General features: G+C 28.1%; 23 protein-coding genes and 1 pseudogene. 5 read left to right on the plus strand and 19 right to left on the minus strand.

Annotated elements, in window-relative coordinates; genetic code table 11:
- Positions 1–4 precede the first annotated feature (4 nt).
- The 9 genes from I2E98_RS12415 to I2E98_RS12455 all read right to left on the minus strand — a co-directional run bounded on the left by I2E98_RS12415 (position 5) and on the right by I2E98_RS12455 (position 7,535).
- Positions 5–1,348: an acetyl-CoA carboxylase biotin carboxylase subunit gene (locus tag I2E98_RS12415; protein ID WP_195469216.1), complete on the minus strand. Its 1,344-nt coding sequence runs from the start codon at positions 1,346–1,348 to the stop codon at positions 5–7.
- Between the two features lie 16 nt (positions 1,349–1,364).
- A complete protein-coding gene (gene fabZ / locus I2E98_RS12420; protein ID WP_195469217.1) occupies positions 1,365–1,781 on the minus strand; it encodes a 3-hydroxyacyl-ACP dehydratase FabZ in 417 nt (138 codons plus the stop codon).
- A 95-nt stretch (positions 1,782–1,876) separates the two neighbouring features.
- Entirely contained in the window at positions 1,877–2,353 is a 477-nt protein-coding gene (accB, locus tag I2E98_RS12425) for an acetyl-CoA carboxylase biotin carboxyl carrier protein (RefSeq protein ID WP_243251123.1), read from the minus strand.
- 5 nt (positions 2,354–2,358) lie between these two features.
- Entirely contained in the window at positions 2,359–3,594 is a 1,236-nt protein-coding gene (fabF, locus tag I2E98_RS12430) for a beta-ketoacyl-ACP synthase II (protein ID WP_195469219.1), read from the minus strand.
- A gap of 13 nt (positions 3,595–3,607) precedes the next feature.
- Complete coding sequence (fabG, locus tag I2E98_RS12435; RefSeq protein WP_195469220.1) at positions 3,608–4,351, minus strand: 3-oxoacyl-[acyl-carrier-protein] reductase; 744 nt, start codon at positions 4,349–4,351, stop codon at positions 3,608–3,610.
- Positions 4,345–5,298 carry an ACP S-malonyltransferase gene (gene fabD / locus I2E98_RS12440; protein WP_195469246.1) on the minus strand — a complete coding sequence of 318 codons (954 nt, stop codon included), beginning with the start codon at positions 5,296–5,298 and terminating at the stop codon, positions 4,345–4,347. The genes fabG and fabD overlap by 7 nt, the downstream gene beginning before the upstream one ends.
- 18 nt (positions 5,299–5,316) lie before the next feature.
- Entirely contained in the window at positions 5,317–6,243 is a 927-nt protein-coding gene (fabK, locus tag I2E98_RS12445) for an enoyl-[acyl-carrier-protein] reductase FabK (RefSeq protein ID WP_195469221.1), read from the minus strand.
- Between the two features lie 16 nt (positions 6,244–6,259).
- The gene (gene acpP / locus I2E98_RS12450) at positions 6,260–6,487 is read right to left on the minus strand and encodes an acyl carrier protein (RefSeq protein WP_195469222.1); all 228 of its coding nucleotides are present in this window, start codon (positions 6,485–6,487) and stop codon (positions 6,260–6,262) included.
- 70 nt (positions 6,488–6,557) lie between these two features.
- Positions 6,558–7,535 (minus strand): beta-ketoacyl-ACP synthase III, encoded by a 978-nt coding sequence (locus tag I2E98_RS12455; RefSeq protein ID WP_195469223.1) that lies wholly within the window; start codon positions 7,533–7,535, stop codon positions 6,558–6,560.
- A 419-nt stretch (positions 7,536–7,954) separates the two neighbouring features.
- Between I2E98_RS12455 and I2E98_RS12460 the strand changes: the two genes are divergently transcribed.
- Complete coding sequence (locus I2E98_RS12460) at positions 7,955–8,998, plus strand: nitronate monooxygenase family protein (RefSeq protein ID WP_195469224.1); 1,044 nt, start codon at positions 7,955–7,957, stop codon at positions 8,996–8,998.
- A 54-nt stretch (positions 8,999–9,052) separates the two neighbouring features.
- Here the strand turns inward: I2E98_RS12460 and I2E98_RS12465 are convergent, their stop codons facing one another.
- Complete coding sequence (locus I2E98_RS12465) at positions 9,053–9,574, minus strand: CarD family transcriptional regulator (protein ID WP_195469225.1); 522 nt, start codon at positions 9,572–9,574, stop codon at positions 9,053–9,055.
- Positions 9,575–9,881: 307 nt separating this feature from the next.
- Between I2E98_RS12465 and greA the strand changes: the two genes are divergently transcribed.
- Entirely contained in the window at positions 9,882–10,346 is a 465-nt protein-coding gene (greA, locus tag I2E98_RS12470) for a transcription elongation factor GreA (RefSeq protein WP_195469226.1), read from the plus strand.
- A gap of 202 nt (positions 10,347–10,548) precedes the next feature.
- Here greA and I2E98_RS12475 read toward each other — a convergent pair whose 3' ends face one another.
- Positions 10,549–11,202, minus strand: a complete 654-nt coding sequence (locus I2E98_RS12475) for a Bax inhibitor-1 family protein (protein WP_195469227.1) — start codon at positions 11,200–11,202, stop codon at positions 10,549–10,551.
- Between the two features lie 131 nt (positions 11,203–11,333).
- Positions 11,334–12,731, minus strand: coding sequence for an MATE family efflux transporter (locus tag I2E98_RS12480; RefSeq protein WP_195469228.1), 1,398 nt, complete (start codon positions 12,729–12,731; stop codon positions 11,334–11,336).
- 99 nt (positions 12,732–12,830) lie between these two features.
- Between I2E98_RS12480 and I2E98_RS12485 the strand changes: the two genes are divergently transcribed.
- Positions 12,831–13,286: a MarR family winged helix-turn-helix transcriptional regulator gene (locus tag I2E98_RS12485; RefSeq protein ID WP_195469229.1), complete on the plus strand. Its 456-nt coding sequence runs from the start codon at positions 12,831–12,833 to the stop codon at positions 13,284–13,286.
- 171 nt (positions 13,287–13,457) lie between these two features.
- Here the strand turns inward: I2E98_RS12485 and I2E98_RS12490 are convergent, their stop codons facing one another.
- Together I2E98_RS12490 and I2E98_RS12495 are read right to left on the minus strand one after the other, a co-directional pair.
- Positions 13,458–14,234, minus strand: a complete 777-nt coding sequence (locus I2E98_RS12490) for a hypothetical protein (protein ID WP_195469230.1) — start codon at positions 14,232–14,234, stop codon at positions 13,458–13,460.
- Between the two features lie 121 nt (positions 14,235–14,355).
- Complete coding sequence (locus tag I2E98_RS12495; protein WP_195469231.1) at positions 14,356–14,919, minus strand: hypothetical protein; 564 nt, start codon at positions 14,917–14,919, stop codon at positions 14,356–14,358.
- Between the two features lie 249 nt (positions 14,920–15,168).
- Here I2E98_RS12495 and dusA point away from each other — a divergent pair, with 249 nt between their 5' ends.
- Positions 15,169–16,212: a tRNA dihydrouridine(20/20a) synthase DusA gene (gene dusA, locus I2E98_RS12500; protein ID WP_195469232.1), complete on the plus strand. Its 1,044-nt coding sequence runs from the start codon at positions 15,169–15,171 to the stop codon at positions 16,210–16,212.
- Positions 16,213–16,298: 86 nt separating this feature from the next.
- Here the strand turns inward: dusA and I2E98_RS12505 are convergent, their stop codons facing one another.
- Positions 16,299–17,096, minus strand: coding sequence for an HAD family hydrolase (locus I2E98_RS12505; RefSeq protein WP_195469233.1), 798 nt, complete (start codon positions 17,094–17,096; stop codon positions 16,299–16,301).
- A gap of 137 nt (positions 17,097–17,233) precedes the next feature.
- Here I2E98_RS12505 and I2E98_RS12510 point away from each other — a divergent pair, with 137 nt between their 5' ends.
- Positions 17,234–18,256 (plus strand): M50 family metallopeptidase, encoded by a 1,023-nt coding sequence (locus tag I2E98_RS12510; protein WP_195469234.1) that lies wholly within the window; start codon positions 17,234–17,236, stop codon positions 18,254–18,256.
- Positions 18,257–18,353: 97 nt separating this feature from the next.
- On the opposite strand, the gene I2E98_RS12515 is transcribed toward I2E98_RS12510, so the two are convergent.
- From I2E98_RS12515 to I2E98_RS12530, 4 genes and pseudogenes are all read right to left on the minus strand, one after another.
- Positions 18,354–20,033: a GTP-binding protein gene (locus tag I2E98_RS12515; protein ID WP_195469235.1), complete on the minus strand. Its 1,680-nt coding sequence runs from the start codon at positions 20,031–20,033 to the stop codon at positions 18,354–18,356.
- A 1-nt stretch (position 20,034) separates the two neighbouring features.
- Positions 20,035–20,934, minus strand: coding sequence for a sulfate adenylyltransferase subunit CysD (gene cysD / locus I2E98_RS12520; RefSeq protein ID WP_195469236.1), 900 nt, complete (start codon positions 20,932–20,934; stop codon positions 20,035–20,037).
- Positions 20,935–20,953: 19 nt separating this feature from the next.
- Positions 20,954–21,268 (minus strand): ferredoxin family protein, encoded by a 315-nt coding sequence (locus I2E98_RS12525; protein WP_195469237.1) that lies wholly within the window; start codon positions 21,266–21,268, stop codon positions 20,954–20,956.
- Positions 21,252–22,951: pseudogene (locus I2E98_RS12530) on the minus strand (adenylyl-sulfate reductase subunit alpha). The gene I2E98_RS12525 and the pseudogene I2E98_RS12530 overlap by 17 nt, the downstream one beginning before the upstream one ends.
- Positions 22,952–22,978: the final 27 nt, after the last annotated feature.

The raw sequence follows: 22,978 nt of genomic DNA on the forward strand, positions 1-22,978 counted from the left end.
CAACTTATAGATTATATTCTTTGCTTATAAAACTTGTATCAAAAGTTCCTAAGCGGAATATATCATTATTTAAAATATCAATTTGAAAATCTATATTGCTCTCTATTCCTTCAATAGTAAATTCATCTAGAGCCCTTAACATTTTATTGATTGCTTCTTCTCTAGTTTTTCCATGAGAAATAACCTTTGCTATCATAGAATCATAAGTTGGTGGAATAGTATAACCATTATAAACAGCTGTATCAACCCTAATACCATTACCTCCAGGTATATTTAAAAAGCTAATTTTGCCAGGGCAAGGAGCAAATGATTTCTTTGGATTTTCAGCATTTATTCTACACTCAATAGCATGACCTTCTATTTTTATATCATCCTGTGTAAGCTGTAATTCATTACCGTTAGCAATTTTTAATTGTTCTTTTACTATATCAACAGAAGTTATCATTTCAGTTACAGGATGTTCTACTTGAATTCTAGTATTCATTTCCATGAAATAAAAGTCACCATGTTTATCTACTAAAAATTCAATTGTACCAGCATTAACATACTTAACTGCTTTTGCGGCTTTAATTGCTGCCTCACCCATTTCTTTTCTTAATTCATCATTTAAGATATAAGATGGAGCTTCTTCAAGTACTTTTTGATTCCTTCTTTGGATAGTACAGTCTCTTTCACCAAGATGAATTATATTACCAAAGGTATCACCTAAAATTTGAAATTCTATATGCCTTGGATTTTCTATGAATTTCTCCATATATACTGAATCATCACCAAAGTTATTTTTTGCTTCTGTTCTTGCAGTAAAAAATGCATTTTCTAGTTCATCTTCATTAGCAACAATTCTTATACCTTTTCCTCCTCCACCTAAGGAAGCTTTAATCATTATTGGATATCCAATTCTTTTGGCTTCTATTTTAGCCTCTTCAATATTTTCAATAAGACCATCACTACCAGGAATAACTGGAACACCGGCATTTTTCATTATTTCTCTTGCTACTGATTTATTTCCCATAATATTTATTGTTTCGCTACTTGGGCCAATAAACTTAATATTACATTCTTCGCACATACTTGCAAAGCTAGCTTTCTCTGATAAAAATCCAAAGCCAGGATGAATTGCGTTACAACCTGTTACTACTGCTGCACTTATTATATTACTTTCATTAAGGTAAGAATCTTTAGATTTTGAAGTTCCAACACAAATAGCTTCATCTGCAAGTTCTGTATGCATGGCATCTTTATCAATTTCAGAATAAATAGCAACAGTTTTTAATCCAAGCTCTCTACAAGCTCTTATGATTCTTACAGCAATTTCACCTCTATTAGCTATTAAAACTTTTCTAATCATAAAACACCTCTTTTTATTAACCTACCATGAAGGTTAATTCTCCTTCACAAACCTTCTTATCTTCAACATAAGCAATTCCATATCCTACACCAGCTTTGCCACGTATTTTAGTAAGTTCAACTTCCAATCTTAATGTATCTCCTGGAACAACTTTTCTTCTAAATTTAGCATTATTTATTCCTGCAAAATATGCTATCTTACCTTTAAATTCATCTTTACTTAAAAGAGCCACAGCACCAGCCTGTGCTAAAGACTCAATTATTAATACCCCAGGCATAACAGGTTCAGTTGGAAAATGTCCTTGAAAGTAGTATTCGTTTGCTGTAACGTTTTTTATCGCAGTTATTTTATTTTCCTCAATTTTTATGACCTTATCTATTAAAAGAAAAGGATATCTATGAGGAATTATATCCATAATTTCCTTAATATCCATTTTAAAATCTCCTTAAATAATAGATATTTTAATAAGTGGTAGTAAAAATGTTTATTAGATTTTCACCACCACTAATATCTATATTATATTTATTATTAGGAACGAATCTTGAATAATTCCATTCCAAATTCAACAATTTCTTCATCACTTCTTAAAGCTTCAACAATTTCTCCATCAACTTCTGATGTTATTTCATTCATTATCTTCATAGCTTCAACTATACAAAGCACATCACCTTTTTTTACTTTAGATCCAACTTCAACATAGGGAGCTCCCCCTGGAGTTGAAGATGAATAATAAGTTCCAACTAATGGTGATTTAACTATATTTAAGTTTTCTTCTATTAATTTTTCATCTTCAACTAAAGTTTCTTCAGTTGTGGTTTTAGTTTCCTTTGTAAAGATTGTAGAATTTTCAGAAGATGTTGTGTTAATAACATTTTCTTTAGATGAAGTATTTTCTTCGTTTTTACTAAGCTTTAATTTTATATCACTATTTTCTAATTCAAAGACTCTTAGAGACGATGAATCTATCTCCTTAATAAGCTCTTTTATTTGGTTATAGTCTAACATCTTAACTACCTCCATTTTTTAAATATAAGAGTTCCGTTATGTCCACCAAATCCTAAAGAGTTTGACATTGTATATTCTACATTAGATTCTTTTCCTTCGTTGACAACAAGATTTAAATCACAATCCTCATCTTCATTTACATAATTAATTGTTGCTGGAACAAAATTATCTTGTAGTGCTTTTATTGAAACAATAGCTTCGATAGCACCTGCAGCACCTAATAAATGACCAGTCATTGATTTAGTAGAACTAACATATGCATTCATATAATTATCTCCTAAAGCTTTTTTGATAGCTAAGGTTTCAACTTTATCATTAATTTCTGTTGATGTACCATGTGCGTTTATATAAGATATTTTATCAGCAGTTATATCAGCATCAGTTAATGCATCTCTCATAGCTCTATATGCACCATCACCATCTAAGCAAGGTGATGTTATATGATAAGCATCACAAGTTGAACCATATCCAACTACCTCTGCATAGATTTTTGCACCTCTTTTTAAAGCACTGTCTAAATCTTCTAATATTAATGAACCTGCACCTTCTCCCATAACAAATCCATTTCTTTCTTTATCAAATGGAATTGATGCTCTATTTTTATCTTCACTTCTACTTAATGCAGTAAGTGATTGGAATCCTGCAATACCAAATTCACATATAGAAGATTCAGCTCCACCAGCTACAACAATATCAAGATAACCATCTTTAATGCTTCTATAAGCTTCACCAATACAATGAGTTGAAGTTGCACATGCAGAAGTTAAACTTAATGTGCTTCCTAAAATCCCATATTTTATAGCAATAGTACCTGAAGCAATATTTGATATAGCCATTGGAATAGTAAGTGGTGATACTCTATTAGGCCCCTTAGCAACTAAAGTTCTTATTTGGCTTTCAATAGTACAAAGTCCACCAATACCAGATCCAAACATCACTCCAACTCGTTCTCTATTTAATGTATTAAAATCAAGATTACTATCTTTAATAGATTCTTCTGCTGCTATAATAGCAAACTGAGTATATCTATCCATTCTTTTTGCTTCTTTTTTATCTATAAAGTTGTTAGGGTCAAAATCTTTAACCTCAGCAGCCATTTTTACCTTTAAATTTTCGGCATTAAATAAAGATATTTCATCTATTCCGTTTTTGCCTAATTTAACACCTTCCCAAAAACTATCTACATTATTTCCTATTGGAGTTATTGCTCCAAGTCCAGTGATTACCACTCTTCTTTTCAATTTAATGCCTCCTTTATGCCATTACCATTCCACCATCAACATTTATTACTTGACCTGTAATGTAGTCTGATAAATTTGATGATAAGAATAATACTAAATTAGCAACTTCTTTTGGATTACCTATTTTTTTCATAGGTATACTTTTAATTATTTCTTCTTTAACTTTATCAGGTAGATTCTTAGTCATATCAGTATTTATATATCCTGGAGCTACTACATTAACATTTATATTTCTTGAAGCAAGTTCTCTTGCTACCGATTTAGAAAATCCAATAACACCAGCTTTTGAAGCTGCATAATTACATTGTCCTGCATTACCAGCTATACCAACAACAGAAGAAATATTTATTATCTTTCCATATTTTTGTCTAACCATAATAGAAGATATTGATTTTGTAGTATTAAATGTACCCTTTAAATTAACATCTAGAACATCATCAAAATCTTCTTCTTTCATTCTAAGAATTAATCCATCTTTAGTTATACCTGCGTTATTAACTAAAACATCTATTGTATTATAATGAGCTTTCACTTCTTTTACGAAGTTCTCAACTTCATTAGTACTACTTACATCACATTTTATTGCTAAAGCATCTACACCAAAGCTTTTAATTTCATTGATTAAATCTTCTACTTCACTATTTAAGTTTCTATAATTCATAGCTATATTAGCTCCATTTTGCGCTAGAGTTAATGCAATTTCTCTACCGATTCCTCTTGTAGCCCCAGTTACTATTACATTTTTCCCTTTTAACATATAGCTTCCATCCCTTCTAGTGTCTTATTAAGTGATTTTAAATCTTCTACATTAAAGATTTTTACAGCAACTTTTTTTTCTTTGCTTATTTCACGTACAAAACTACTTAAAGTTTTTAAAGGTCCTATTTCAATAAATGTATCTATACCTTCATCAAGCATTTTTTCAATAGTTTCACTCCATCTTACAGAAGATTTAACTTGATTTATTAATAAATTTTTAATTTCATTTCCATTTTCAATAAAATCTGCTGTAACATTTGTTATTGTCTTTATTTTTGGATCATTAAAATGTATATTTTCAAATTCATTTTTTAACTTAATAGATGCTTCATTTAATAATGAAGTATGGAAAGGGCCAGATACTTTTAGGGGAATAACCCTTCTTGCACCACACTCTTTCAGTAATTCACTTGCGAATTCAACGGCTTCACTTTCTCCACCTATTACTATTTGATTATTAGTATTATAGTTAGCTATTTCTACTATTCCTCTTTCACTAGCTACTTTTAATACTTTTTTTATTTTATCTTCATCTAATCCAATGACTGCAACCATTGAACCAATACCTTGGGGTACTGCTTCTTGCATAAAACGCCCTCTTTTTTTTACTAAAGAAACTGCAGTTTCAAAGTCCAAAGCTTCACTAGCAACAAGTGCAGAATATTCTCCCAAGCTTAATCCTGCAACTATATCTGGATTGATACCTTTATCTTTTATAGCTTGTAGAATAGCTATAGAAGTTGTTAATATTGCAGGTTGTGTATTTTCAGTAATATTTAATTCTTCTTTATCACCATTAAATATTAATTCTTTCAAATCAAACCCTAAAGCTTCATTAGCTTTATCATATATTTTTTTACAGCTAGGAATATTATCATATAATTCTTTTCCCATTCCTATATATTGAGAACCTTGACCTGAGAAAATAAATGCTATCTTCATAATTCCTCCATTATCTATTAGTTATAGACTTCTTTTTACTTCTTCGTATTCATTAAACATTTCTTCAATTATTTCTTTAACACTTTGAACTTTTTTTACCATTCCAGATATTTGACCTGCCATTAGTGAACCATTTTCAATGTCACCATCTACTACGGCCTTTTTAAGAGCTCCTTTACCTAGTTCTTCAAGTTCTTCAATGCTTGCATTATCATTTTCAAGTTTTAAATATTCTTTTGCAAGTTTATTTTTTAGTACTTGAACAGGGTGTCCTGTAGATCTTCCAGTAATAACAGTATCAATATCTCTTGAGTTTATTACAGCATTTTTATAATTATCATGAATTTGACATTCTTCTGATGCTAAGAACCTAGTACCAACTTGAATGCCACTTGCTCCAAGAGCAAAAGCAGCGGTAATACCTCTTCCATCACCTATACCACCAGCACCTATAACAGGAATATTTACGGCATCAACTACTTGTGGTAATAATGCCATTGTAGTTAGCTTACCAACGTGACCACCTGATTCACAGCCTTCTGCTATAACAGCATCAGCTCCGTAACGTTCCATTCTTTTAGCTAATGCTACAGAAGCTACAACAGGAATAACTACAATACCTGCTTGTTTCCACTTATCCATAAATTTACCGGGATTACCTGCACCAGTAGTTATTACTTTAACCCCTTCTTCAATTGCAATATCTGATAATTCATCAGCATTATCTGATAAAAGCATTATATTAAGTCCAAAAGGCTTATTTGTAAGTTCTTTAGTCCTTCTTATTTCATCTCTTATATGGCTAGCAGGAGCATTTGCTCCTGCTATAATACCAAGTCCTCCAGCATTGGAAACTGCTGCAGCAAGAGTACTTTCTGAAACCCAAGCCATTCCACCTTGAAAAATAGGATACTTAATACCTAAAATACCGCATATATCCTTTTTCATATATTTACCTCCAATACTATTTTGCTGTTGCTTTTTCAATGAAATTTACAGCATCTGAAACTGTCTTTATGTTTTCAACTTCTTCAACTTTTACATCAAAAGCATCTTCAATTTCCATTATTACTTGGAATAAATCTAATGAATCAGCTTCTAAATCTTCTATAAATCTTGTTTCTAATTTAACATCCTCTTCATTCACACCTAATTGTTCTACTACTATTTCTCTAATTTTTTCAAATATCATTTCTATTTCCTCCTAAATCTTAACTTTTTTTATTTCTAAATTTTAATTTCATTTTATAAATTAATAAATATTACCATTCTAGTAATATTCCAGCCCAAGTTAATCCACCACCAAAAGCAACTAAAATAATTTTATCGCCTTTTTTAATTAAACCTTTCTCTATGACTTCACTAAAGGCAATAGGGACACTAGCCGCTGAAGTATTTCCATAAGAGTCCAAGTTGACATAGAACTTGTCCTTACTTATATTTAGTTTTTTAGCAGCATCATCTATTATTCTAAGATTTGCTTGATGTGGAATAATATATTTAATATTTGATATATCTTCGCATGAATCATCTAATAGTTTATTTACTACTTTAGGTATTATTGATATAGCAAATTTAAAAACCTCTCTACCATTCATTTGTATATATTCTTCTCTTTCTAAAGAGGCATCTGCAAATGGTGTTTTAATTGGAAATTGATTAGCAGTTAATGCTTTAGTACCTGTTTTTCCATCAGAGCCAAAATAAGTACTTATTATCCTACTATCATCAGTACTTACTTCTAGAATAGCAGCACCAGCACCATCACCAAATAATACGCAAGTATTTCTATCATTCCAATCTACTATTCTTGAAAGAACTTCGCTACCAATAACCAAAGCTTTACTTCCTTCTCCATTTTTTATTAATGAATTTGCAATTATGGATGCATATAAAAAACCTGAACAAGCAGCACTTATATCAAATGCAGCTGCATTTTTGCAACCTAATATGCTTTGGACACTACAAGCAGTAGATGGCATAATTCTATCTGGGGAAGTTGTTGCAACTATAATTAAATCAATATCTTCAGGTTTACATTTTGCCATTTCCATAGCATTAATTGATGCTTTAACAGCTAAATCTACTGTACCTTCACCTTTTGAAATCTTTCTTTCATATATTCCAGTTCTCTTAACTATCCATTCATGTGATGTATCAACTAAATTTGACAATTGATCATTACTTATAGCATTTTCTGGACAATAATGTCCAACGCCTACTATTTTTACTACACTCATTTTAGCACCTTTGTTTTAAAAATATAATTATTTGATAATCAAATAATACTCCTAAAAATATGAAATATTAAATTTCTTAATATTTCTCCTTAGTTAATCTCATAATAAATAATAAGTTACTGCCATCTTCAATCTAAAAAATAATATTAGATTATTGTATAAGTTTATATAAATAAAAATAATTCCAAAATAACAATAAATATGAATTTAATTTCTAATATAAAAATAATTCAAATAGCGACTTAACTTCTAAAATTATCCACTCTCCTTTCAAATATTTTGACTATCAAACATCTTTATAATAAGTCTACTTTTAAATTTTGTCAATCTTTTTTTATAATATTGCCTTTTCTTTCAGTATATATTATACTTTAAAATATATTTTGATAATCAAAGCATTTAGAATAAAGGAGAAAAATATGGAGTTAAAAATAGGGAATTTAATAGCAAAATTACCAATAATACAAGGTGGTATGGGAGTTGGAGTTTCACTTTCAAATTTAGCTGGAAATGTTGCAAAATATGGTGCTATAGGAGTTATTTCTGCTGCACATCCTGGATACCTTGAAAAGGATTTTGAAAAAAATACATTGCAAGCAAATATAAGAGCATTAAAAAATCATATAAGAAAAGCAAAAGAAATAAGTAATAATGGAATAATTGGTGTAAATATAATGGTAGCGATGAAAAATTATAAAGAATTAGTTCAAGCTAGTATTGAGGGTGGAGCTGATTTAATAATATCTGGAGCCGGCTTACCATTAAAATTACCTGAATATACAAAAAATAGTGAAATTAAAATACTACCAATAGTATCATCTTCCAAAGCAACAAGGCTTATATTGTCATATTGGAAAAAACATTATAATAGAATTGCTGATGGGATTATCGTAGAAGGCCCTGAGGCAGGAGGACATTTGGGCTTTAAAGCAGATGGTATAGAAAATGATATAAATAAATTTGAAAGCAATGTTAAAGATATATTAAAAACGGTCAAAGATTTGGAACGTGAATATAGTAAAGAAATACCTGTAATTGTTGCTGGTGGAGTTTTTGATTCTAATGATATAAAAAGATATATGGAATTAGGGGCTAATGGAGTTCAGATAGGAAGTAGATTTGTTACAACGTATGAATGCGATGTTGATATGAAATTTAAAGAAGCTTATTTAAATTGCAATAAAAGTGATATTAAAATTGTTAAAAGTCCTGTTGGTATGCCTGGAAGAGCAATAAATAATAATTTTTTAAGAAGGATTAATAATGAAAGTAATAAAATAAGTAAATGTTATAATTGTTTAGTTCCATGTAATCCCTCTACTACCCCATATTGCATAAGTGAAGCGTTAATAAATGCAGCACAAGGTGATATTGATAATGGATTAATATTTTGTGGGGCAAATGCATATAGAATTAATAAAATGATGTCAGTTAAAGAGTTATTAGATGAATTAATTATTTAGAAAAAAGAAAGTAGGATACTGTTATTTAGAAATCCTACTTTTTTTAATTATATTTTATAAATTAATATCAGACTTTTCAGTTGGTTCTAATTCACCTAAGATAAATGGTAATACTTCATCCACTTTAATATTAAGAACTAATGCAAATTCTTCATGTAATAGCCTTTGAGCTTCAGACATTATTTTCTCATCACCAACATATAGCTTTTTACCTTCATTTTTTTTCTTTTGTTTTTCAAGATATAAAGTTCGTATTAATTTAACTAGCTCTACCTTATCTCCTTTTTTTAGAATTTCATTATATTTTTCTTTACGAAGATTAATATCATCAATCCATATAGTTTTATTATCTGGCATTGCCATTATTAAATCATAAACTTCTTTTACAGTCATAATTTTTCTAATATTTATTATATTATTATCAACAGGAGCATAAATAGTTGAGTTAGGATCATAAGCTGGCTTAAGGATATAATATTCTCTTTCTGCACTGGTATTAAATTTCTTTTTTTCTATACCAGTTATTTTACATACTCCTGTTGTACCATAAATAATATAGTCATTTTTTGCAAACATTAGATTATTCCTCCTTAATAAAAAATGTGCAATTTATCGACAACTGGACTTACGTTTTATATCGACAAACTACACATTGTTTATTTTATAATTTACATATTAAAGAAATTTAATATTATTTCTATACCATTATTATACATCTAAAATAATAATTTTTCAAATGTTTATAGTTAAAATTAACAATTACTAAAAATATATATAAGAAAATATAAGATAATAATTTTTTATATTTTAATGTTATCTTTCCTTTTCTTTAATAAGTATTTATAATAGTATCATAATATATTATAGGAGAGATTTTTATTTTATGAGTAAGATATTAACAGAATCTAATATTAAAAAATTACAAGAAGAGCTAGATTACAGAATGACTGTAAGAAGAGCTGAGATTGCAAAAGAAAAATTAATTGCAGCAGCACATGGAGATAGATCAGAAAATGCTGAATATAAGGCTGCTTGTGAAGAGTATAGAGAAAATGATAATAGAATTCAACACTTATTAACGCTTATAACTACCGCTACAGTTATAGAGGATGAGAGTATTGATAAGTCTATTCTAGGGATAAATACTAAAGCTAGAATTGAATTTCTTGATGATGGTTTTGAAGATACTATTACCTTAGTAACAACTTTAGATGCTAAACCTGAGGAAATGCTAATAAGTATTGAATCTGAGCTTGGAAAAGCATTAGCAGGTAAAAAGGTTGGAGATATAGTTGAAGTTGAAGCCCCAGGAGAAAATTATTCTGTAAAAATTTTAGAAATACTTTAAAGAAAATGAGGCTAATATCATAATTTAATTTTGATATAGCCTCATTATTTAATTATAATAAGTTTATTTTTTATATCATTCTAATAAATAAAAGCTTTTATATTACATACTTATTTATATCATTAGAAAATAATTTAGAAACTTTTATCTTAATATTACTGTAATTCTCAATTGCATCCCTATTATTATTCAATTAATAGCTTTAATTATCGTCTCTTATAATAGAAACAAATCTCAATAAATCAATTAGTAAGTTTAAGAAACTTATAAAGATAGAAAATGCAAGGGCTACTACTTCTTCTTCAGACAAAATACCATATCTGCATCTATTTTGAACAGATTTCATAATTATTAAAGAATAAACAAAATAGATGATTATTCCAATAGTTGAAATAAATAAATCGAATGTTCCAAACTTAAAGAAAAATATGTTTATAAATTCTAAAATTAATAATACTAAAATACCTATAGTAACAATAGGCCCTAATTTAAATATATTTTCTTCATTTTGACTAGCTGCTACTAAATAAGATATACCAAATATTAATACTACTCCGATTATAACTGATATAAATGTTGCAGATCCTAGGCTATAAAAATAATATACATATGTTGAACCTGTAAGTATTCCTAAGATAAAAGCATATATGTTCATACTAGTTTTATTTCTGACAAATCCACCACGTCTACTAAAAGCAGAGATTAAAACTAATATAAAAAATGCTATATTTAAAAGATATCTAAAAGTTGCTGGTATAAAATTTACCCCTATAAATGATCCTATTGCCATAAATAATAAAGCTATAAAGAATGTTTTCAATATTTCAAGATAATTGTTTTTTATAATACTTTTCATAACATCACCTCTAATTGTCTTTATTTAATATTATACCCCTATAGTTTTAATTAATCTTATATATTTTGTTAATTTTTTATCAAAATTTTAGTGAAAAATAAACACACCTATTTATGTAGGTATGTTTATTTCTAATATGCTTTACTTTCAGTCTGTGAAACTATAGGATCAGAGATTCCTTTCATAGCTCTTCTAAATTGTATAAAGAATAATATTGCTGTAGTAGAAACTGCTAGTAAATCTGCTACAGGTTCTGCCATAAATACTGCTGTTGTTTTATCTGCCATAAACATAGGCATAATATAAATTAAAGGTATTAATAATATTATTTTTCTTAATAATGCTAAGAATAAGGATGCTTTTGCATTGCCTAAAGCAATAAAAGATTGCTGACAAGCAATTTGTATACCGAATACGCATGAAACAGCCATATATATTCTAAGAGCATGACTTGTAAAGTCAACAAGTTCTGGATCATTATTAAATATTAATACAAATGTTTCAGGTATTATCATTGCCAATGCCCATAATATAACTGAATAAGATATACAAGAAATAAGTAGTATTTTAAAAGCCTTTTTCACACGAGTTGGATTTTTAGCACCATAGTTATAACTTATTATTGGTTGTCCACCTTGTGTTAATCCTGTAAGAGGAAGCATTGAAAATTGCATTACGCTTGTAAGAATTGTCATTGCTCCTACTGCAATATCACCACCATATTTTAATAATGAAGAATTAAAACATACTGCTATTAAACTTTCTGTAGATTGCATTATAAATGGTGATAATCCTAATATTATTGAAGGTATAATAATCTCTTTTGATAAACGGAAATTTTTCTTTTTTAATTTCAAAGTTGATTTTTTACCAGTTAAGAAAAATAGTATCCAAATCATAGATAATGATTGAGATATAACTGTAGCTAAAGCTGCACCAGATACTCCCATATTAAATCCAAATATAAGTATAGGATCAAGAATAATATTACTTATAGCACCTATTAAAACAGTCATCATACTAGTTGTAGCAAAGCCTTGTGCGCTTATAAATGCATTAAGTCCAAGGGTTAGTTGAACGAATATAGTTCCTAGACTATATATTTTCATATAACTTACTGCATATTCTATTGTATTTTCACTTGCTCCAAATAATAAAAGTAAGTCTTTTGAAAAGAAAAAGAAAATTACTGTAATAGTAATAGATAATATTATTAACAGTGAAAATGAATTTCCTAATGTTTTTTCTGCATTTTCATGTTCACCTTTCCCTAAAAAAATCGAAGCTCTAGGGGCTGCACCCATACTTACAAGAGCGGCAAATGCTGAAATAAGCATAATAAGTGGTAAACATACTCCAACTCCAGTAAGCGCTAATTTACCAACATCAGCTATATGACCAATATACATACGGTCTACTAGATTATATAATAAATTAATAATTTGTGCTGCAATTGCAGGAACAGCTAATTTAAGAAGTAGCTTTCCTACACTACAACTTCCTAATTCATCTGTGTGATTTTGTTGCATAATATCTTTCTCCTTTAATAAAATTGACAAAAAATAATAATAACTATAAAATAGTTTACAAATAAACAGTTTCTTTGTCAACTATATTGGAGGGTAATGATGAAAACTAAATTTGATATTACAGAAATACTATACTCAATAAAAAATATAAATGATTTATATTATAACTTATCTGTAAAAGCAGCTTATGAATGTGGAATTAGTAAGCCTGAGGCAGATATACTAGCTTTTCTAAATAACAATCCATCTTGTGATACAGCAAGGGATATAGTTAAATTAAAAGGATTTTCTAAAGCATATGTTTCTAAAGCAGTAGAACCATTAATATTAAAGGGATTTATAGAAGTTGAAGTTGATAAAGATGATAGACGTTGCCAGCACTTAAAATTAACAGAAAAATCTAAACCTATAGTAATAAAATTATATAATATGCAAAGTAAATTTATAGATAAAATTACAGAAGGAATAGATCAAAAGGATATAGAAAAGTATCTTGATGTAATTCAACGCTTTTCAGAAAATGCTTTAAAAGGGACAGTGGATAATTATGTATAATTATCTATTGTCCCTCCTACTACTTACTTTGATTATATTATTATAAATTATATTTAGTTTGCTTTTGAAAACATAATATTATGCCTTAATAAAAAATGTGCAATTTATCAACAACTGGACTTGCGTCGTATATCTAAAAATTACCTGTTGTTTATTTTATATTTTGCATTATTAAACAAATGTTATTTCATCAAGATTAGGAAATTCATATTCATTTAATTGAATTCTTTGAAGTACTTTTATTACTTCATCGAAGTTATTAATTAAATTTATATTATTTTCTATTAATAGTGATTGTAAAGAAGAATTCTCCCACTCTATCCATCGTATATAATTATCACGTTCTTCAGTATATTTTTTAAATTCATTATTATTATATAAGTTTTCTACTATTTCATCACAAATAAAAAAGTTACAAACATAACTTCTATATTGACTATTCAAGGTACATCCTTTTCCAGAAATAACAAAAGGACATGATCTAAAGAACATAGATACATCTTTAATTACGCGTGGTTTTTTTATTTGTTTTCTTTCTATAAGATCTTGATTATCATATTCTTTATATATCTCGTATTCTTCATCTTCATATAAAATTTCTTCACGAATTTCTTTAACATCTTTCTCTATTGCAAATTCAAGAGAACACTTTCCTTTTGTATTAATATATTTATTATAGCTTTTTTCATCAAAAAAACCTTTAGCATGTATATAATAATTATATACTACTGTATTTGGCATATTTATAATCTTTTTTAGTATCTCTAATCCATCACTGCTTTTAGCCATTTTTTGAATTTCATATAAGTTAAATTTAGGAAAATACCAGCAACAACCCCTCTTTTTTACTTCACATAAACTTTTTCCAAAAATACTATTACATTCATAGCATGTACTACATCCAATCTGTGGAATTCCATTTGTATTAGATAAAAATATTTTTCCCATCAGTACCCACTCCTATAAATATATATAACAAATTTTCTATGGCTATTATATCATTTAAAATTAATCTATAAAATATTAAACCATTAATGCAATATATATATTCAATAAATAAAAACTTTATTTATTGAATTAATTCATTGTTATTATCATCAAAATATTTTACCTCTAAACGAATACCAGCACTTTCTTCTAAAGTTAAATTTTCTTTTATTAAAACCATAGATTCTTTTCCAATTTCTAAATTTGCATTATATTTATAAACATCATTTATTGTAATTTCAACTTTAGAAACCTTTTTACCATTAGATATTATAATGTAACCATATTTAGCATTAGTTATATCGTTATAATTTTGATAAATTATTCTGTAATTTGATATACCTAAGCCATTTGTATCTATGTCCAATTTATTAGCTTGGTTTAATATATAGTTTCCTTCACTATCCTTTTCATAAACAAAAACACCTTGTGTACTATCAGTTGAAAAGCCAACTATTTTTGTATCTGCAACATAAATTTCACCTATAGCGTAAAGACTATACTCATCAACTATATTTTCTAATTCTTCTTTATTAATACCTTTTAACTCTTCATTATTTTTATTTAAATAAACTTTAGATTCTACACATCCCATAGGAAATAAATTTAACAAAATAACTAAAATTAATAATATAATTTTTTTCATAGGTTTCCTCCCTTTTATTATAAGAAGATGCTTAAATTATATTTTATTATGTATAATTAAATTATACATTTAAATTTGTAATAAAATCCATATTTTATGATTATTCATATAAAAAAAGTACTAAATTCAAACACATCTCCTATTATAAAGATAAATAAAATAAGTTTATTTTTATTTATATAATTAATGAAGCTTTTATATGCTATAATAAGTAATAATTAATTTCTTAAATTTGAAAGGATACGAAAGATGGAAAAATATATTTCTAATATAAAAGTACCTAAGATAAGTATTGCACCAATGGTTGATAAATCACATAGACATTTTAGATATTTCTGTAGAATAATGAATAAAGAAGCTCTTATTTATTCAGAAATGATAACAGCACAAGCAATAATTAATGGTGATTTAGATAAAATTCTTTATTTTAGAGAAGATGAAGGAGATGTTGCTCTTCAAATAGCAGCATCAAATCCAGAAGATGCTTATAAAGCAGTTAGACTTGCCGAAAAATATAATTATTCAGAAATAAACTTAAATTGTGGATGTCCTTCTGATAGAGTATCAGGAAATCTTATGGGGGCAGCTTTAATGTCAGATAAGAATCTTGTGTATGAAATACTTGCAGCAATGAAAGAAGCAACAAATAAGCCAATAACAATAAAGCATAGAATTGGAATTGATGGTACTGGAGTAATTGATAATAAAAACAATAAAATTATAATGAGTGGTTATGAAGATCTACTAGAATTTTTAGATACAGTATCTAAGGCACACCCTGATAGATATACTGTTCATGCACGTTCAGCTATATTAAAAGGACTAAGTCCTAAAGATAACAGAGAAATACCACCTTTGGATTATCAGATGGTTTATAAATTAAAAAAAGACTTTAGTTATTTAAATATAGAGATAAATGGTGGATTTAAGAGTTTAGAAAGTGTTAAAGATGCATTAAAAAAAGTTGATGGAGTTATGATTGGAAGAGCTGCCTATGAAGATTGTTATCTTTTAGCTGATTTACATAAAGTTAATGAAGAAAATAAAAACATTAAATCAATTTCACGTGGAGAAATTATTAAAACATATATTCCATATGTTATTGAAGAACTTGAAAAAGGAAGTAATGTACATGCTTTAGCTGCTCCACTACAAAGTTTATTTCAAGGTCAAAAAGGAAGTAGAAAATTTAAGCAGTTGTTATCATCATCTAATGTAAAAAAAGAAACTTTAGTAGATGTATTAAATAATATATTAGAAGTTATGCCACAGGATATACTTTGGGATATATAAAAACAATATAATAAAAAGTACTTATACTTACTATAGGAATAATATAACTTACTATAGTAATATTAAGTACTTTTTATTATGATTTCTTAATTATTAAATATAAACTTTTTTATACCAACAGCAACACCATCATTATGAACTGTTTCTGTAACTTTATTAGCATATTTTTTTACTTCATCATCTGCATTTCCCATAGCTATTCCACAGCCTACAGTTGAAAGCATTTCTATATCATTTTTACCATCTCCAAAAGCATAGCTATTTTCAATATCCACATTAAGGTATTCTAAAGCTTTAAGTATTCCGGTTGCTTTTGTATTTTTCTTTGAATATAATTCAAAAGATTTTAAAGCAATACTATTAACATAATCGTATTCTTCATTTCTTTGAACTATTTTCAAACATAAATCAGCTATCTCATCATCAGGACACATCATTTCAATTTTAAAAGCTTTAACTTCATCTAAAGAAAATTCATCTTTAATTAATTCTTTTGAAACACCTACTGTGTCATAAAAATCATAAAATTCTTTGAATTTTTTATACATATATGAATAATGTTCGCCCTCTAATATATATTGAATATTGAGTTCATCTAATTCATTTATTAAATCATTTATAAATTCTCTATCTATATGCTCACTATGTATTGTCTCGTTATTTATAATTACGTGGGAACCATTTGCTAAAATATAACCATCAAAACCAAAATCTAGTATGGATTTACTTAAGAATGCATATGGTCTCCCAGTTGAAATAAATACATGATGTCCTTCTTTTTGAAGAGAGCGAATAGAATCTTTAACTATTGGAGTCATATCAGTTATTCCACCAAAGTAATCTAATAATGTCCCATCAATATCAAAAAATACAGCCTTTTTCATGAAATCCCCCACTTTTCTCTTTAAGCCTATTTTATTTTACACTTACCTAATTGTCAATTAACTAATACTTATAAGTAATTTTTTTTAATTGCTATGAATAACAATATAAGTATACATAATTAAATAAGGAGGCAAATATGTATATTGTTATAGCTATACTTGGTTTTAGTTTGTTAGTGATTATTCACGAACTTGGGCATTTTATTATGGCAAAAGCAAATGGAATAAAGGTTGAAGAATTTTCAGTAGGCATGGGACCAGAGGTATTTTCAAAAAAAGGTGAAGAAACTAGATATTCATTAAGGCTTTTGCCTATTGGAGGATTTGTTAGTTTATTAGGCGAAGAAGTAGTTATAGATGATGAAAGAAGTTTTTCAAGTACTTCTCCGGTAAGAAAGATTTCAATTATATTAGCTGGTGCCATAATGAATATTATTTTTGCAGTTATAGTATTCAGCATGATTATTTCATATAGAGGATTTAATGAATTAAAAATTAGTAAGTTATCTGAGAATTCACCTGCCATTAATTCAGGATTACAAATTAATGATGAGATTTTAAAGATAGATGGAGCTAAAGTATATACCCCTACAGATGTTACTATGAGCATACAACTTTCTAATGGTGATCCTATAAATTTATTAGTAAATAGGAATGGTGAAAAGATAGAAGTAAGTCTTACGCCTGAATTAATTGAAAATAATGGTAGCAAACTTTATCGCATTGGATTCTATTATAGTGCTATTAAAGAACCTACTATTGCTCAAGCAATAAAACAATCTTTTAGAGAAACATTTTCACTAATTAGTCAGACCTTTAAAAGCCTTAAACTTATAGTTTTAGGAAATGTAAATTTTAAAACTGATATAGGTGGACCTATTACTATAATTAGAATGTCAACTCAAGCAGCCCAAAATGGATTATTGTCTCTTGGTTATTTATTAGGTTTTATAAGCGTTAATTTAGCTATATTTAATTTGTTACCTTTTCCAGCATTAGATGGCGGATGGGCAGCTGTTACTATTATTGAGTTAATAATAAAAAGAAAACTTCCAGATAAATTTGTTGGGGCTGCAAATTATGTAGGATTTATTATTTTAATGGGAATTATGATTATAGTAACATTAAAAGATCTATTATTTCCTATTAAACTACAATAATTAAAAAGCTATCATCAAATACTACTAATTTGATGATAGCTTTTTAATCCAGCCATTCCATGTATTCAGATACATTTAGTTGCAAGGATCATTGAGTTTAGTTAAATATAACATTTCTATAAGTATTAATATTTGCCCATTTATTCCAAAACTCATTTGTATTATTCATATTTATTTCTTTATATTCAACCAACAGACTTTTTAAAGAATTTTCATCACAAATATTTAATTTGAATCCTCTTCCATTAACAACGGGTAAATTATTGAAATTATATTTATCCATGCTTTTAATATTAGTTATCACTTTATCTCTAATTTCAATTGCAATCCAATCTCTAAGAATTAGTATATCAAAGTCTTTTGGATATTCAAAAGTTTCTCCTTTTATATCTATCACATCCCCAATTGTATATACTTTCTTGTTTTTCTTATTTTTATAAATTGATAAGCTTTCAGTATTGTAATAATATTCTTCAAAAATATCTCCTCGTGCATTTAGATTTTCAAATCTAAATGTCACATCTTTTTTACTATCATTATAATCGATATTTTCAATAACACCACAAGCAGAAGTCATATTTGTAACTCTATCAATTAATATTAATTCTCCTAGAGTTTTATTTGAAGAAAATTTATCTACTACTATTTTTTCAGAAAGAAAAATATCGCATAATGCAATTTCATTTTTCTTTAATATAGTTGTTTTTAAATGTTCGCCTGAATTTACATCAATTTTATATTTTATATCTGTAATAATTGCAGGAATCATCTTTGTTCCTACTTTTATAAAATATTCTTCTCCTAGTTTTAAATTATTGTCATCCATCCATAAAATAGTTGAATTTATAAATCTACTAGTTGTTATTTTTTTATTTTTAGTAAGTACACAACCTCTTGATACGTCTACCTCTTTATTTAATTGTATTGTGACTGGTTGTCCTTTTTGTGCTATATCTACTTTATTATCTGTTACATAAATACTTTTAACAATAGCTTTTTCATTACTTGGTAGAATAATAACTTCGTCACCAACAGATATTTCTCCTTCTTCTATTTGACCTTGGAATCCTCGAAATTCATGATTTGGTCTGCAGACTCTTTGAATAGGAATATAAAATTCATTATTGCTTATAGTATCTGATATTTCAACATTTTCAAGATAAGTTAATATATCAGGTCCATCATACCAAGGAGTATTAAATGATTTTGTAGTTACATTATCACCTTCTGTAGCTGATATAGGTATTATTTTAATATTTTTTAATTTAAGTTCTTGCTGTAATTCTTTTATAGCTACTTCTATCTTTTCAAATTTATTCTTATCATATTGAATTAAATCCATCTTATTTATAGCAAATATAAAATACTTAATTCCCATTAAAGAACAAATTCTTGCATGTCTTCTTGTTTGAACTAAAACACCTTGTTTAGCATCAACTAAAATTATTGCTAAGTCTGCAAAGGAAGCTCCAACTGCCATGTTTCTAGTATATTCCTCATGTCCTGGTGTATCAGCAACTATAAAACTACGATTATCAGTAGTAAAATATCTGTAGGCAACATCAATAGTAATCCCTTGCTCACGTTCAGCCATAAGTCCATCTAATAGTAATGAATAATCTATTGCACCTTCTCTACTTCCAACTTTACTATCTAGTTCTAATGCTTTTTCTTGGTCAGCATATAATAATTTTGCATCATATAATATATGACCGATAAGAGTTGACTTACCATCATCAACACTTCCACATGTTATAAATTTAAGTAATCCTTTCATATTAAAAATACCCCTCTCTCTTTCTTCTTTCCATACTGCCAGCCGCTTCATTATCAATTACACGACTTGATCTTTCAGAAGATACAGCACTTAAGGTTTCTTCAATTATTTCATCTAAATTTACTGCATCAGATTCAACTGCACCAGTTAATGGATAACATCCTAAAGTCCTAAATCTAACCTTCTTATATTCAATCTTTTCACCTGGTAATAACTTCAATCTATCATCATCTACCATTATTAAGTTTCCATCTCTATATACAACAGGTCTTACAGCAGAAAAATATAAAGGTACAATATCTATATTTTCACGTTTAATATATTGCCAAATATCTTTTTCCGTCCAATTTGATAATGGAAAGACTCTCATACTTTCACCCTTATTGATTTTTGTATTATAAAGCTTCCACATTTCTGGCCTTTGATTTTTAGGATCCCAAGCTTGAGCCTGGTTACGGAAAGAGAGAATTCTTTCTTTTGCACGAGATTTTTCTTCATCACGACGTCCTCCACCAAAAGCTGCCGTGAAGCCATATTTATTTAATGCTTGTTTTAAAGCTTGTGTTTTCATAATATCAGTATAGGCAGAGCCATGATCAAATGGATTAATTCCTTGTTTTACTCCTTCTTCATTAGTATAAACAATCATATTAATTCCCAGCTCTTTTGCCTTTTTATCACGGAACTCAATCATCTCCTTAAATTTCCATGTAGTATCTATATGCATAAAATCAAATGGAGGCTTTTCAGGATAAAAAGCCTTCATTGCAAGGTGTAACATAACAGAACTATCTTTTCCTATAGAGTATAGCATAACAGGCTTTTCACACTCTGCAGCTACCTCTCGAATTATATATATAGCTTCCGCTTCTAATTTAGCTAAATGTGATAATTCACTCATACTATTAACCTCCTCATTGTTAGTACTTATTAGAATCCTTAGGATTTATATCTATATAGTGTTTATTTCCATTTGTTTCTTCTATAGTCCATCTAAGAATCCCATCATTATTTTTTACAGTCATCAGGCTTCCTCTTCCACCAATATCTGCTCCTAGATATAAAGCAATTGCAGAAGTACCACATTCCTTAATACAAGAACAGCATCCCCAGCAATCCGTTGGATATTTAATAAAAGCTTTAAGATCATCTCCTATTTTTATTAGATTTCCTGGACAAGCAAGTGTACATTTTTTACAGCTAACACATTTTTCTTTATTAATTGCAATGCTCATATCTATCACCTCTATTTACTAAATCTCTAAAAATAATGGTAAGTTTTCCATCAACAATCTTTGAGTTAACATATTTAAGATAATCATCATTTTTTTCTGGATAATCTAAATTTTCTGCAAAGCTATGCCATCTTGTTTCCTTTCGTGCTTGCAAATGTGCTATTAAAGATTTACAAATAATTAATCTATCTTTTAATTCATAAACAAACATTAATTCATGCATATCATTAGCTTTCAATTTATTACTTAATTCAATTATTTGATCAATTTTTTCATCAGCTAGTGCTAATTGCTTTTCATTATATTGATAATTACTTCCTATTCCTCCTGCATAAGCATCCATAACTTTTTGCATTGCTTCTTCTAGTTCTTCTATTGAAAATAAAGTATTATCAAAATTTAGTATGTCCTCAACCTCTTTTTTCTTTTTATTAACTAAAGAATAATATTCTTCATCACTTAGATCTAATCTATTTTCTTCTATATTAATAGTATTTATTGCATTTAAAGCTGCAATTTCACCTTCTACTAAAGCTCCAGTTACATATTTTTGTGGACATCCACCTGCAACATCTCCAGCTGCATAAAGTCCCTTAATCGTTGTTTCTCTATTTGTATCTATCCAATATCCACTAGCAGTATGTCCACCTACTATATATGGCTCTGTTCCTTCGATTTCAACATTTTGCTCACTAGGATTTTTTCCACTTTCAATCCACTTAAGTGTTTGACTTGGTGCCATATTTAAATATGCTTTTTTAACTCTTCATCTTGTGATGAAGTAATACCTTCAGTTCTAAGATAACAAGGTCCTCTACCATCAATTTTTTCCTTTACAGTTCCATAAAGTCTTTGAGAAGTAGTAAGTCCATATTTATCTTCATATATTTCATTTTTCGAATTTACTTGTTTTGCACCAACACCTTGTGCAATAGTACCAGTTGGAGCTATAGTATCTTTACATCTTAAAGCTATGAATCTCATTTCAAGAGTAGTCATTTCAGCACCAGCTCTTATACCCATAGCATAACCGGCACCAGTATTAAAAGGTGGATACCACATTTTATGTCTAGAGAATCCTGGATTATTAGGCTTGTATAAACCAGCTGCACCACCAGTAGTGCAAATTACTTTTTTTGCTTTGATATGATAAAATAATTCTTCTTCAACATTTGTTGCAAAAGCACCAAAAACAACATTATCCTTAACTATATAATCAATAACATTTACTTTATTTAATATAGAAACATTTTTTTGATTAGCAACTGCCCTTGCTAGAAGTGGCTTAATATTTTCACCATTTATCTTTATATTTCTATTTCCTCTTGCTACATACTCATTATTATCATCCTTTAATATTACAAGACCTAAGTCTTCTAATTTTTTAGTAACTTTATTTAAACCTTCACTCATTGTTAAAAGCAAATCTTCTCTTACAATATTATCAGCATCTTTTTTTGCATAATCTACATAGTCTTCAGGAGTTCTTCCTTTTACAATATAAGCATTTATTGCATTTACTCCTGCTGCTAAACAGCCACTTCTTTTTATATTAGCTTTTTCAACCACTAATACAGAAAGATCAGAGTTTTCTGCTATAGTTAGGGCGGCATAACATCCAGCCGTCCCACCTCCAACTATTAATATATCTGTTTCTATCTTTTGGGCCTTTAATTTCTTCATAATTTTATCCGCTCCTTTAAAGCTATA

It is taken from the genome of Clostridium sp. D43t1_170807_H7 (genome assembly GCF_015555905.1).
Classification (GTDB): domain Bacteria; phylum Bacillota; class Clostridia; order Clostridiales; family Clostridiaceae; genus Clostridium.

Bases quoted from the DNA above. Each gene is read 5' to 3' on its own strand.
- I2E98_RS12510 (WP_195469234.1), top strand. From the start codon at position 17,234: ATGTATATTGTTATAGCTATACTTGGTTTTAGTTTGTTAGTGATTATT.
- I2E98_RS12515 (WP_195469235.1), bottom strand. From the start codon at position 20,033: ATGAAAGGATTACTTAAATTTATAACATGTGGAAGTGTTGATGATGGT.
- greA (WP_195469226.1), top strand. From the start codon at position 9,882: ATGAGTAAGATATTAACAGAATCTAATATTAAAAAATTACAAGAAGAG.
- cysD (WP_195469236.1), bottom strand. From the start codon at position 20,934: ATGAGTGAATTATCACATTTAGCTAAATTAGAAGCGGAAGCTATATAT.
- fabZ (WP_195469217.1), bottom strand. From the start codon at position 1,781: ATGGATATTAAGGAAATTATGGATATAATTCCTCATAGATATCCTTTT.
- I2E98_RS12485 (WP_195469229.1), top strand. From the start codon at position 12,831: ATGAAAACTAAATTTGATATTACAGAAATACTATACTCAATAAAAAAT.
- I2E98_RS12455 (WP_195469223.1), bottom strand. From the start codon at position 7,535: ATGAGTGTAGTAAAAATAGTAGGCGTTGGACATTATTGTCCAGAAAAT.
- I2E98_RS12415 (WP_195469216.1), bottom strand. From the start codon at position 1,348: ATGATTAGAAAAGTTTTAATAGCTAATAGAGGTGAAATTGCTGTAAGA.
- accB (WP_243251123.1), bottom strand. From the start codon at position 2,353: ATGTTAGACTATAACCAAATAAAAGAGCTTATTAAGGAGATAGATTCA.
- I2E98_RS12505 (WP_195469233.1), bottom strand. From the start codon at position 17,096: ATGAAAAAGGCTGTATTTTTTGATATTGATGGGACATTATTAGATTAC.
- I2E98_RS12460 (WP_195469224.1), top strand. From the start codon at position 7,955: ATGGAGTTAAAAATAGGGAATTTAATAGCAAAATTACCAATAATACAA.
- acpP (WP_195469222.1), bottom strand. From the start codon at position 6,487: ATGATATTTGAAAAAATTAGAGAAATAGTAGTAGAACAATTAGGTGTG.
- I2E98_RS12525 (WP_195469237.1), bottom strand. From the start codon at position 21,268: ATGAGCATTGCAATTAATAAAGAAAAATGTGTTAGCTGTAAAAAATGT.
- fabK (WP_195469221.1), bottom strand. From the start codon at position 6,243: ATGAAAAAGGATATATGCGGTATTTTAGGTATTAAGTATCCTATTTTT.
- I2E98_RS12480 (WP_195469228.1), bottom strand. From the start codon at position 12,731: ATGCAACAAAATCACACAGATGAATTAGGAAGTTGTAGTGTAGGAAAG.
- I2E98_RS12495 (WP_195469231.1), bottom strand. From the start codon at position 14,919: ATGAAAAAAATTATATTATTAATTTTAGTTATTTTGTTAAATTTATTT.
- dusA (WP_195469232.1), top strand. From the start codon at position 15,169: ATGGAAAAATATATTTCTAATATAAAAGTACCTAAGATAAGTATTGCA.
- I2E98_RS12465 (WP_195469225.1), bottom strand. From the start codon at position 9,574: ATGTTTGCAAAAAATGACTATATTATTTATGGTACAACAGGAGTATGT.
- I2E98_RS12490 (WP_195469230.1), bottom strand. From the start codon at position 14,234: ATGGGAAAAATATTTTTATCTAATACAAATGGAATTCCACAGATTGGA.
- fabG (WP_195469220.1), bottom strand. From the start codon at position 4,351: ATGTTAAAAGGGAAAAATGTAATAGTAACTGGGGCTACAAGAGGAATC.
- I2E98_RS12475 (WP_195469227.1), bottom strand. From the start codon at position 11,202: ATGAAAAGTATTATAAAAAACAATTATCTTGAAATATTGAAAACATTC.